The sequence below is a fragment of the Flavobacterium sp. genome (assembly GCF_041392005.1).
Lineage (GTDB): Bacteria > Bacteroidota > Bacteroidia > Flavobacteriales > Flavobacteriaceae > Flavobacterium.
The window spans coordinates 1-11636 of sequence record NZ_JAWKMX010000013.1 but is presented as its reverse complement, the minus strand read 5'-3'; the positions used below and the strand labels follow the sequence as shown (position 1 = coordinate 11636).

General features: G+C 29.7%; 11 protein-coding genes. 8 read left to right on the top strand and 3 right to left on the bottom strand.

What is annotated here, in order from left to right:
• Positions 1–5 precede the first annotated feature (5 nt).
• Genes R2808_RS07450 through R2808_RS07440 form a run of 3 tightly spaced genes read right to left on the bottom strand, consistent with a single transcriptional unit; the run spans position 6 to position 1477 of the window.
• Positions 6–536 carry a DUF4252 domain-containing protein gene (locus tag R2808_RS07450; RefSeq protein ID WP_371270339.1) on the bottom strand — a complete coding sequence of 177 codons (531 nt, stop codon included), beginning with the start codon at positions 534–536 and terminating at the stop codon, positions 6–8.
• 7 nt (positions 537–543) lie between these two features.
• The gene (locus R2808_RS07445; RefSeq protein ID WP_371270338.1) at positions 544–981 is read right to left on the bottom strand and encodes a hypothetical protein; all 438 of its coding nucleotides are present in this window, start codon (positions 979–981) and stop codon (positions 544–546) included.
• Positions 962–1477 (bottom strand): RNA polymerase sigma factor, encoded by a 516-nt coding sequence (locus tag R2808_RS07440; protein WP_371270337.1) that lies wholly within the window; start codon positions 1475–1477, stop codon positions 962–964. The genes R2808_RS07445 and R2808_RS07440 overlap by 20 nt, the downstream gene beginning before the upstream one ends.
• Positions 1478–1561: 84 nt before the next feature.
• Between R2808_RS07440 and R2808_RS07435 the strand changes: the two genes are divergently transcribed.
• From R2808_RS07435 to R2808_RS07400, 8 genes are all read left to right on the top strand, one after another.
• Positions 1562–2968 (top strand): S41 family peptidase, encoded by a 1407-nt coding sequence (locus R2808_RS07435; RefSeq protein ID WP_371270336.1) that lies wholly within the window; start codon positions 1562–1564, stop codon positions 2966–2968.
• 94 nt (positions 2969–3062) lie between these two features.
• Positions 3063–4184 (top strand): tyrosine-type recombinase/integrase, encoded by a 1122-nt coding sequence (locus R2808_RS07430; RefSeq protein WP_371270335.1) that lies wholly within the window; start codon positions 3063–3065, stop codon positions 4182–4184.
• Positions 4185–4366: 182 nt separating this feature from the next.
• Positions 4367–5164, top strand: a complete 798-nt coding sequence (locus R2808_RS07425; protein ID WP_371270334.1) for a hypothetical protein — start codon at positions 4367–4369, stop codon at positions 5162–5164.
• Positions 5165–5577: 413 nt separating this feature from the next.
• On the top strand, positions 5578–7032 hold the full coding sequence (locus R2808_RS07420; protein ID WP_371270333.1) for a tetratricopeptide repeat protein: 1455 nt from the start codon (positions 5578–5580) through the stop codon (positions 7030–7032).
• Positions 7033–7125: 93 nt separating this feature from the next.
• A complete protein-coding gene (locus R2808_RS07415; RefSeq protein WP_371270332.1) occupies positions 7126–9693 on the top strand; it encodes a T9SS type A sorting domain-containing protein in 2568 nt (855 codons plus the stop codon).
• A gap of 15 nt (positions 9694–9708) precedes the next feature.
• Positions 9709–10149, top strand: coding sequence for a hypothetical protein (locus R2808_RS07410; RefSeq protein WP_371270331.1), 441 nt, complete (start codon positions 9709–9711; stop codon positions 10147–10149).
• 346 nt (positions 10150–10495) lie between these two features.
• A complete protein-coding gene (locus R2808_RS07405) occupies positions 10496–11098 on the top strand; it encodes a hypothetical protein (protein ID WP_072783471.1) in 603 nt (200 codons plus the stop codon).
• On the top strand, positions 11085–11489 hold the full coding sequence (locus tag R2808_RS07400; RefSeq protein ID WP_143146199.1) for a hypothetical protein: 405 nt from the start codon (positions 11085–11087) through the stop codon (positions 11487–11489). The genes R2808_RS07405 and R2808_RS07400 overlap by 14 nt, the downstream gene beginning before the upstream one ends.
• Positions 11490–11636 lie beyond the last annotated feature (147 nt).

Here is an 11636-nt window from a genome sequence, read left to right as displayed (position 1 = left end):
TATTGCTATTTCTTTTTTGATGCTTTTTTAAGTTCTTCGCCACCTGGAATCGATAATTTTTCGGTTAACATTGAAATGTCGTCTAAATTAAAATTACCTGTTAACGATAGTATAACCGATTTGTTTTCTTTTTCGTTTGGCGCATCAATTAACATTAAAAGCTCTTTTACAATGTTTTCTGAACTGCCCGATTTTACATAGATGTTTACTTTTCTTCCTTCGTTTGAAGCGCGCATTAACTCTTCTAACGGATTGGTTTTTAAATACGATGCAAAACTGTTTTTCATTTCGGTTGCAATTGCAGTATTATCGGTTGCAAATACTTTTAAATTGTCTAAATTTTTAAGTAAATTCATATAGGTTTGCGTTTCTTTATCTTTAGAATCGACCTTTATTTTACTCATCATTTCAAACATTTTTTTGCTTACTACTACTGTAGAAACACCTTCTTTCGATTCGAATTTATCGAATACACTTTGTGCGTTAGCAAATAAAATGCTACACATCATTACTACTATTAAAGCTACTTTTTTCATATTTGTTTTATTTAAAAATTGTTTGTTTTGTTTGTTCATATTCGTGTAAATAAGCTACGCTTTCTTTTCCTTTATTTACTTCTACAGCTATCATTTGTAATGCTTGTTGTGTGGCTAAAAAAGCTTCTTCTGGCGAAGAAAACGTTCCTAAATTTTCGGTTTGGTGGTTTGTGTTAAAAAATAAAAATGCGCTAACCGCTAGCAGAATACTTGCTGCAATGGCTAATTCTTTTTTTCTTGTGCTTTTTGTTATAGGCAAACGTATTGGCTTGTTAAATTTTTCTTCTTTTTGTAAATTAAAATTAATAAATAGTGGCTTATATTTTTCTAAACTTGTTGCTACTTTTTCCGAACTAAAATAGTTGCGTAAAAATGTTTCTTCGGCAAGCGATGTTTGTCCTTCAAAATACTTTTCTAATAATATTTTAACTTTTTCCAGTTCCATAATTGTGTATTGCTGTTATTTTATCTCGTATTATTTTTCTAGCGCGACTTAGTGCTACTCGAATTGCTGTTTCGTTCATATTTAAAATAGTCGCTATTTCATTAAATTCCATTTGTTCAATATCGCGCATTTGAATTATTAAACGTTGCTGTTCGGGCAATTCGTTAATTATTTTTTCTACCCAATGCCAGTTTTCTTTTCCTTCTATTTCGCGATCAATAGTAGCGCTACTTTCTTTATAATTACTATGAACTAACTGCAAATTTGATGCCCTTTTCGATTTTAACTGATCCAAACAATAATTTTTTGTAATGGTTACCGATAGCGCTTCTACATTATTATAATGGGTTAAACTTTCTCTTTTTTTCCACAAACGCATTAAAACCTCTTGAATGGCATCTTCTGCTTCTTCTTTGCTTATCAACATTCTTTTTGCTATGCGAAAAAGTTTGTCTTTAAACGGATTTACGAGTTTTATAAACTCTTGCTGCTTCATTTTTTAGGCTTTATAATAAACAGACGAATGTAATTTGTTTTTGTTACAATAAAAAACAATAGCTTTGTAATAAACCTTTTTGTTATGCGAACTACTTTTTTAAAATTGCTGCTTACAATTGTTGTATTTATATCGATTACAGGCTGTGCCGATGATTATGATGATAACCCTAATTACCAATCGGTAAATAATTTTATTTGGCGTGGCTTAAACCAATATTATTTTTGGTTAGCCGAAACTCCCGATTTAGCCGATAATCGATTTAGTACTGAAACAGAATTTACTAATTTTAGCAACGCTTTTGGTTCGCCCGATGATTTTTTTTATTATCTAACATCGCATCCTGATGATAATTTTAGTTTTATACTAGCCGATTATACCGTTTTAGAGCAAGCTTTAACTGGAAATTTAGAAACTACAGGTATGGAATTTAAACTATATCAATACAATACTACAAATGTTTTTGGTGTAGTTACCTATGTGTTACCAAACTCTGATGCCGCCGCACAAAATATTAAACGAGGCGATGTTTTTATTGCTATTAATGGTACTCCTTTAACTACTAGTAATTATATCTCGTTATTACAAAATAATTCGTATGCTTTAGATTTTGCTTATTTTGATGGTAACAACCAATTAATTGCTTCTGGTATTTCGAAAACAGTTGTCAAAATGCCGCATTCTGAAAATCCGGTTTATTTAACTAAAACCATTACAATTGGCAACAAAAAAATTGGTTATTTACTCTATAATGGTTTTTATACAGCCTACGAAAACGAGCTAAACCAAGCATTTGCTTATTTTCAATCGGAAAATATTACCCATTTTATTTTAGATTTACGGTACAATAGCGGCGGTTCTGTAGCTACTGCTACCCGACTAGCTTCGATGCTTACAGGCCAATTTAACAATATGATTTTTGCTAAACAACAATGGAATTATAAAATGGAAAATTACTTTTCTAACAATCCCGAATCGTTAATTAATAGGTTTACCACCACCATTGCAAATGGAACTACAATAAATAGTTTGCAATTACATACTGTTTATGTACTTACATCGCAAAATACGGCTTCGGCAAGCGAACTTGTTATTAATGGACTAAAACCGTACATAAATGTAGTGCAACTAGGCGATGTAACCCGAGGCAAAAACGTGGGCTCTATTACCTTGTATGACTCCCCTACTTATAGAAAAGAAAATGTAAACCCTGCTCATTTTTACGCCATGCAACCTATTGTACTAAAAATTGCCAATGCTGCTAATTTTTCGGACTATGCCAATGGTATAAACCCCGATGTTTCGTTTATCGAAAATCCTACACAATTGGGCATTTTAGGCGAAACTTCAGATCCGTTTTTAGCAACAGCTCTAAATTATATCGATACCAATGGAAGATTTAGCAACCTTACCAAAAAAACATTTTTTAACACACTACAAAAACCAAAAACAGTAGAAGAACAACTTAAAAACCAAATGTATGTAAACTAAATTATTCCTAATAGCGAAAATTTTTAGCGTATAAAATTATTTTAGTGTAATTATTTTAAATATTTTGTAATTTAACACCTTTAAATTATACGCCATGCAAAAAATTAGTTTATTCTTGTTTCAACACAAAAACAGCACACAAATTGGTATTCAGTTCAAATACAATACTGATATTTTAGACCATCTAAAAAAACTCGAAACCGTAAAATGGAGTCGCACGTACAAAGCATTTTATCTTCAGCAATCTAAAGAAAATCAGCAACTTATTTTCAATCATTTTAGAAAAATAAATTGCTTTATCGATTATGAAAAGTTAAAAGAAAATAAGCCGCTAAAAACGAAAACTATTGCGCATAATGTATTAAAACTTCCATCGTTAACCGAATCGTATCAAGAAGAAATTAATCGGTTTAAAAAATGGTTAACACAAAACCGCTATAGTCCAAATACAATAGACACGTATGTAGAAGTTACCGTATTTTTTTTGCGTTATGCTATTTTAAAAAACGTTACCGAGTTTAGTAAACGCTTTATTGAAGCTTTTAATTACGATTTTGTAGTGGTTCCAAACAAATCGATTTCATATCAAAACCAATGTATTAATGGAATAAAGAAATTCTTACAATTTAAACACATAAAAGTAGAAGAATTAGCCATAAAACGACCACAGCGCGAAAAAAAATTGCCTACCGTTTTAAGCAAAGCCGAAATAAAACAACTCTTAAATGCTACTACAAACTTAAAACACAAAACCTTATTAAGCTTAATTTATTCGGCAGGATTGCGAATAGGCGAAGCAATTAATTTACAAACAAAACATATAGACAGCAAACGAATGCTTATTTTAGTGCAAAACGCTAAAGGAAAAAAAGACCGCTACACCTTGCTTTCGGAAACCTTATTAGTATTGCTTCGCGAATATTACAAACAATACAAGCCAAAAGAATACTTATTTGAAGGGCAAAATGCCGAACAATACACCAGTGCTAGTGCACAAAAAGTACTGCAACATTTAGCCAAAAAAGTAGGCATTAAAAAGCGAGTAACACTGCATACTTTACGCCATAGTTTTGCAACACATTTACTAGAAAACGGAACCGATTTGCGTTATATTCAAGAGCTTTTAGGCCATAGTAGCCCTAAAACCACCATGATTTACACGCACGTAAGTAGCACTAGTATTCAAAAAATTAAAAATCCTTTTGATAGTTTATAATTTTTAATTAATTTGGCATTATGAAAGGTGGAAATTTACAAATAGTAGGTAATTTTATAGGAATACGTTTAGTGGCAAAACCTCTGCATATTCTACCAATTTTTCCTGCTATAATGAAATAACCTCTGCATATAAACAAGTTGTATGTAATTATAAAAAAAATCTAAATAAATTATCTCTTTATGAAAGCAAAGTTATTTTCACTATTAGCAATTACATTTTTATTTATCTGTTGTAATAATCAACCAGACTGCAATGATTCTGACTCAATAGATTTGGCTAAAGAATTAATCATTCAAGAAATGAATGAGAACATAGGGAAATCAATGACTTTATTTGGTGTTAATATTGAATCAAACATTGCTGAATTTGTTAATAATTATATTGAAATTAAAAGCATTAGAGTTACAGGCAAAGAAAAAGAATTAAAAAAATGTGACTGTGCTACACAAATTGAATTTAATCTTCCTGAAGATTTTTTAGAACAAATCGATAAGCAATCTGAAAAATTAGACAATTTTGCAGCAAATTCTGTTAAAAATTTATTTTCAAGTAAATTAGACTATGAATATTCACTTCAATTAAGCGAAGGCGAAGAAAAAGAACTTTTTGTTGAAGGCTTTGTTCCTACAGAAGAAATTCAAGAAGTTTTTATGGCATTTACAATGTTGAATAAAAGATTTTCAGAAATGAATAAAGATAACTCTGAAAAAACAGTTAAAAATGATAATTCTTCAATTGTCCAAAAAAAATTAACTGATGTAAAACTTTTAGAATTTGATTGGTACGAGGGTTATCATCTTACTTTTGTAACTAAAGAAGGACAAGAAATAAAAATTTACACTGGTGATGAATATGACTTTCAAAAAGAAGCAATTTATGATGTGGAATATAAAATAGAAATAATGAATACTGATTTAGAAGGAAACAATACTGAATCACACGAATTATTAACCTTAATAAATTTATCAAAAAAATAACTACATACAACAGCGGTTAAAAAAAATGGCTAGGTCAAGAATTTCCCGAAAATTCTCCGAATTTTCTAAATTTTGTCTATTTTTGGTTTGGCTTGGTTTTGGCTCACGCCACTTTCTTTAGCCGCGGACCGTTGTAGAGCATACGAAAACAAACGTTCTAAATTCAATAACTTAACGCAACAAACGTTGCAAATCATTAATAGTTCAATTTAATTTTATTAATGCTAGATTGTTGCTATGCAGGAGGAATTAAAAAAGATTTGAAAATTAAGGAAAAAGAAGATGTTGTCTATTGAAATCGAGCCTAATAGATAAATTAAAATCAGATAAAGAACGTATATTTGTTTAATTTTGTAATAATAATGATACATCAAAATCAATTAAACTACCTCACTCTAAAAACAGTCTATAAAATGAAAACCACACTTTCAGTTTTAATGCTCTTTATGTTTTGTGTAACATTTTCACAAAATTATGATGACGCTGTAAAGAAAATTGAAAACAAGTTCTATGATTATAGTTTAAATGCAAAAGAACTGGATAGTATGATTTCCGTATGTCCAGATATTTCTCAATATCCAAAGTTACATTACTACAAAGCAATGCTTTATTTTGATAAGGATAATTATTCCTTAGCCATAAAATCCTTATTGGATAGTAAGAAGTATGCCAAAAGTTATGATCTGCGTTATAATATATATACCAACTTGGGAACTTCGTACAGTATAACCAAGCAAGATAACTTAGCAATTGCTGCTTTTAGTGACGCATTAAAATTATCTAAAACCAACAACGATAAAGAAAAAATTGACCAAGCTTACGAAAACCTATTAATAGCTAAAATAGAGCAAGGTGATTTGCAATCTTTAAAGGAATTTGAAAACCATTTTTTTGAAAAAGATTATGATTATAATTTATGTCTGAAATTAGAAAATATTGGTCTAATTTCTGGATACTACATAGACAATAATCTGTATAATGATAGTCAAAAATTCCTAAGAAATGTAGATATTAATGCCAACGCTATTGATAGCTGTTATATTCAAAAACAAATGTATTATGGAAACTTGGCTGACATTTCAATTTATAACAAAAAGTATAATAAAGCTTTGGTGTATTTAGATTCTATTCCCTTAAAACTTGTAAAGCTAAAAACCGACAAACTTGAAACTTATAAATATTACAAAAAGGCATACCAATTATTAGGGAATAGTGACATAGCCACAGCATACAATGATAGTATTGTTAGTATTTTAGAAAAGAATTTAGAAGATTTTAATACAGCAAATACTCTTGAAACTATTGAAGTTGTCAATAATCAAGAATTAACAAATGAAAAAATAAGTACGCTAAAAATTATCCTATATATAATTTTATCCATTGTAATAGGTTTAATTATTTGGCTCTTCTATTTGAGAAAAAACAGGAATAAATTAAAACAAAAACTCTTTTTCTACAGAGAAAATTATAATAGCCTATGGACAAGTTATAAATTATCTAACAAGCAATTGGAAAATCTGAAGGCTGAATTAAGTAATCAGGATAACTCTAACAATACAAAGATTAGCGCTGTTTTAAAAGATTTATCGCTTTACTTAAATACCAATTCAGACAATGAGCATAAATACATAAATTCCGTAAAAAACGATTTTATAAATAAACTTTCAGAAAACGCGCCTTTTCTAAGTGAAAAAGAAAAATTGATGTGTTTCTTTTTTAGTCTAAATATTCCGCATAAAAAAATAGCAGAAATGGTAAATAGAACAGAAAAAAGTATCGATTCTTACAAATATCGTATCAATTCCAAGATAAAAAGTAAACTGAAAATTGATTTCGATACCTTTACTAAGTCTTTTAAAATCAATTAGTTATGTTTTTGAGTAGTAGTTGAGTAGTTGATTTTTTTTACAGTTTTGGTTTACGTTGTATATTTACATAATCGTAATTAAAATTCAATTAAAATGAAAAACAAACTATTATTACTTACCTTAATCTTATCTGTTTTTTTCAGTAATGCACAAATTACCGAAAACTACAAGCAGTTATCAAAAGAAGATAATGCTAACTACTACACTATTGTTGCAAGTGCTAGAGCTGAATTTGCATCAAAAGATCTAAACGTCCTAGAAAACAAAAAAGCAAAAAAACAATTTGAGCGTTGGGCTTTGTATTGGAAAGACAGAGTTAACCAAGATGGCACATTTCCAAGTGAGTTACAAGGTTATTTTAATGCAGGAATATTAAATGCTGACGGTAAAATTGCGAAACGTCAACAAAATCTATCTGCAAGAAGCAGTACACAAACTTGGACCAACATTGGGCCAGAACAATCTGAGCTTAACAATAATGGCTATCCAAATTACCCACAAATGGGACGCTTAAATGCCTTTTTAAGAATTAAGCATCCAACAGATGTTAACCAAGATGTATTATTTGTTGGTGCACCCAATGGTGGTATATGGAAATCTACAGATGGTGGTGCTAACTGGACACCAAAATTAGATATGGTAGCTGGTATTGGAGTAACTGATATAGAAACCACGCCAGATGCAACTTTTGCAAACTATACTACAAAACCTATTTATGTATCTACAGGAGATTATGATGGTACTCACGTAAGATCCATCGGTGTTTTAAAATCTACAGATGGTGGAGAAACATATAACTCTACAGGTTTATCATACAGTTTACCCCAACAAAAAACATTGGGAGATTTAATTGTTATTGATGATAATACGGTTTTTGTAGGTGGTAGTGATAATATTTTAAAGACAATAGATGGTGGCACAAACTGGACTACAGCTCACGCTTCTGGTTTTAGCAATGTTTTTATGGGAAGAGCTGCTAGAAACGGTAACGAAATTATGTTTACTGGTGCATTTGGAGATGTTTATTATACATCAGATTACACAAATGATGCTAACTGGAACACAGTTGTTTCCGCCTCTTCATACAATAAAGCAGCAGTAACTGTGGATGATAATGGTGATTTTTACATTCAAGATGCAGCAGGACAAGTAAAAAAATACGATAAAACTGGAGGAACATTTTCTGATATTGGTAATGTACCTAGTGGCTATAATTCTCAACAAGGTTATAACCAAGCGCTTATTGTTACCAATGATATAATGATTACTGGTGAATTTAATGGTCAGTCTTCTACAGATAATGGCAGTAACTGGACAAGATCATTAAATGGTTATTGGAATAATTCATCAAGTCCTGGAACATATATTCACTCTGACCATCATAGAATGGGAAGACGAGATGGTGCATTAGAGTTTTGGAGTGTAAATGATGGTGGTTTGGACTACATCACTTATTCTTCCGCATCAAGCACCACACCAACTATAGATTATAAATCCAGTAAAGTAAAAGTATTGCAATCATACTCTATTGCAATTAATCCTTCTGCAAATGATGGTGCTGTTATTACTGCAAATCAAGATAACGATGCAATGAGTAAGCATAATGGTACGTGGTACGCTGTTGCTATGGGAGATGGTATTCAATCTGCCATTAACTATAACAATCCTGCAATAAGGTATGCTAGCCAACAAAGTGGCTTCGTTTCTCAAACTAATACTGGTTTTCAAGGACAGCTTCAAGGTAATGGTAATACAGTACAAATACCAGGAGCAAGTTTTTATCATCCTTTAGAAATGCATAAAACCAATCCAGATATTTTATATGGTGGCGGAAATGAAGTTTACAAATTAGATGCAAGCTCTGGACTTACCATTACTAATGCAAACTCAGGAATTGGATCATCGTCTGATAAAATAATCACTATTGCTACACACGGAAATTCGGTAATTGCTGCTACAAATACTGCTATTCGTTTTTCTTCAGATCAAGGTGGTTCTTGGTCAACAATTTCTACAACTGGCATTTCAGGTGGAAACATTACATCTTTAGATTATGATGCAACCAACAATAGCATTATTTACGCAACTGTAAGTGGTTACACATCAGGAAGTAAAGTATTCAAAACAACTAATGGTGGTTCTAGCTGGTCTAACATTTCTGGTAATTTACCTAACATTGTAGTTAAAGAAGTAATGCTTAAGCAAGGGCAGACACAAGAATTTTTATTTGTGGCTACTGAACTTGGTGTTTATTATACAGCAGATGGAGGAACATCTTGGACAAGATTAGGCCAAGGTTTACCTAACGTAGATGTTAGAGATATTGAAATTCACTATACAGCAGATAAATTAGTCGCTGGTACATTTGGTAGAGGTTTATGGGAAATATCTATAATTAATTCTTCCTTAGGTATCAATGATGTTTCTAACACTAATGTATCCTTAAAAGTATTTCCAAATCCTACAACAGATTTATTCAACTTAAATGTAGATAAAGATTATGAATATATAATGTATAATGTTGTTGGTGGAGTAGTAAAGCGAGGTAAGCTATCATCAGATAAAAACACAATTGATGTTACCAATCTTGCCAATAACACTTATATTTTAAGGGTTTTTGATAATACTACAAATAAATCATTTAAAGTAATTGTTAAGTAAACTCGAGTGACTTATATGTTATCTTACAATATAAATAGATTTATTTTTATCTTATCTACAAGCCTATTTTTGGTGACTTGTAAAAATGCTCAAATTATTGATGCCTACAAGGTAAAGCACAATGCAAGCTTACCAAACTTAAGTAATTACATTGAGTATACTATAATTATTAAGGTTGATGTAGATTTTGAAATAAATTCAATAGAGTTGGATAACATTAAGTTTTCTGAGAAAATACGAGAATATTCCTTTGTGAACTTAAAAAATCACTCAGGTTATAAAGTAATAAAACATCCTAATGCATTTAAAAAAGGAACCTATAAGTTCAATTTTTCTATAGAAGAAAATGATTATTTTAATCTGGATGATATAGTAAACTTTAATTATTCCGTAAATAAGAAATCTGATAAACTTCAAATAAAAGTTAGTAAAACCAAGGTTTTTTCAGATAGATAAATTTAGTTAGTACTTATTCAAAAAGTAAAAGAATAATGAAAAATTTCTTTACTATGATAAAAATAGATTAAGTACGCTCTACAACACGGTGTATAAACAATAGCGGTTTGAGTTAAAACTCAAACCGTTTTTCATTTAATTAAAGTATCTTGCTTTATGAAAAGTAGTTACTTAAAATCCGCTACTGCTCATACACAAAACCGTTACAAGTAACCTTATGAAAATTGGAACGCAAAAAATAGTAGAAATTTTAACAAAATGTACAGAAAATCTGTAACCAAAATAAAATAAAAAATAATATTTTTGCGTTTTAACATTTGTAATATTTTTAATCGTGTTAATTTATATGATTAAACACTTTTCAATTAAGCAAGGAAGTATTTTAACTTCCTTGCTACTTTTCTCTTTCATATTATTAACTTCATGTGTTCAGGGTAGTTTCAAAGGGTTATATAGTTATTATGACAGGTCAATAAAAGAAAAACCAGAAATTTTTATTAATACTAAGAATTTAGACACAATCAATGGTAAATTTTCTAAATTAGAAAACTATGTTTTTATAATTAATGGTAACGATTTAAAAAAATGTTTAAAAGAAAACGACAAATCCTTCATATATATTTGGGGAGCAAAATGTAGTAGTAAAATCTGTTATCCTTTAGAATTAATAGACAATCATTGTAAAAAAAATAATGTTTCTCTTTTTATAGTTGCTGAATATTATGATTCAGAAAACATGTCATATGATTATGAACTAGACAAAAATATATTGGCTATAGATACTAAACATTACAATACAAATTTAACTTCTAAATACTTAAATTTATTTTTAAAGGACATTGATAATAATTTAAATTATGATAATATTCCTGAAAGATATTTATATTTTGAAAAAGATAAATATATTAAAAGTTATGAATCGATATATGATTATAATGATGAAAAATAAATTCTTATTTTTTCTTCTATTAATTCCTACAATTAATTACTCGCAATCCGATGTTGATAAAATCTTAAAAGGTGGAGAAATAATTATTAATGGGTTATCATTTCTTAAAAAAGATAAATCAGAAGTCAAAGAAAACAATTCTAAAATAATTGAAAGTATTTGTATAAAAAACAAACTTACAGACAAAATAACTTTTATCATTGTTGGAAAAGACGAGGAAGATAATACTATCAAAAAAGAAATGGTCATTCAAAAAGACGGAAAAGAATGCGTTTTTGACATTCCAAAAGGCATTTATACATATGAAATTGTTTTAGCCAACAAAGAAATTTATAAAAAAGGTGAATACAAATTCAATGACGAAATTACTATAACAGTGAAGCCCGAATAAAAGGCTACTTGTAACATTGCATATATTCAATAGCGGTTTTTGGGTAACACCAAAAGCCGTTTTTGCACTTGTAATGTAATGTAAAAAACAAATAATATAGTAAATTTGTCCGCTACTAGAGTATATGCGGAACCGTTGTAACTCATT

Excerpts from the sequence above, each read along its gene's own strand:
- R2808_RS07450 (WP_371270339.1), bottom strand. The coding sequence starts at position 536 with ATGAAAAAAGTAGCTTTAATAGTAGTAATGATGTGTAGCATTTTATTT.
- R2808_RS07445 (WP_371270338.1), bottom strand. The coding sequence starts at position 981 with ATGGAACTGGAAAAAGTTAAAATATTATTAGAAAAGTATTTTGAAGGA.
- R2808_RS07440 (WP_371270337.1), bottom strand. The coding sequence starts at position 1,477 with ATGAAGCAGCAAGAGTTTATAAAACTCGTAAATCCGTTTAAAGACAAA.
- R2808_RS07435 (WP_371270336.1), top strand. The coding sequence starts at position 1,562 with ATGCGAACTACTTTTTTAAAATTGCTGCTTACAATTGTTGTATTTATA.
- R2808_RS07430 (WP_371270335.1), top strand. The coding sequence starts at position 3,063 with ATGCAAAAAATTAGTTTATTCTTGTTTCAACACAAAAACAGCACACAA.
- R2808_RS07425 (WP_371270334.1), top strand. The coding sequence starts at position 4,367 with ATGAAAGCAAAGTTATTTTCACTATTAGCAATTACATTTTTATTTATC.
- R2808_RS07420 (WP_371270333.1), top strand. The coding sequence starts at position 5,578 with ATGAAAACCACACTTTCAGTTTTAATGCTCTTTATGTTTTGTGTAACA.
- R2808_RS07415 (WP_371270332.1), top strand. The coding sequence starts at position 7,126 with ATGAAAAACAAACTATTATTACTTACCTTAATCTTATCTGTTTTTTTC.
- R2808_RS07410 (WP_371270331.1), top strand. The coding sequence starts at position 9,709 with ATGTTATCTTACAATATAAATAGATTTATTTTTATCTTATCTACAAGC.
- R2808_RS07405 (WP_072783471.1), top strand. The coding sequence starts at position 10,496 with ATGATTAAACACTTTTCAATTAAGCAAGGAAGTATTTTAACTTCCTTG.
- R2808_RS07400 (WP_143146199.1), top strand. The coding sequence starts at position 11,085 with ATGATGAAAAATAAATTCTTATTTTTTCTTCTATTAATTCCTACAATT.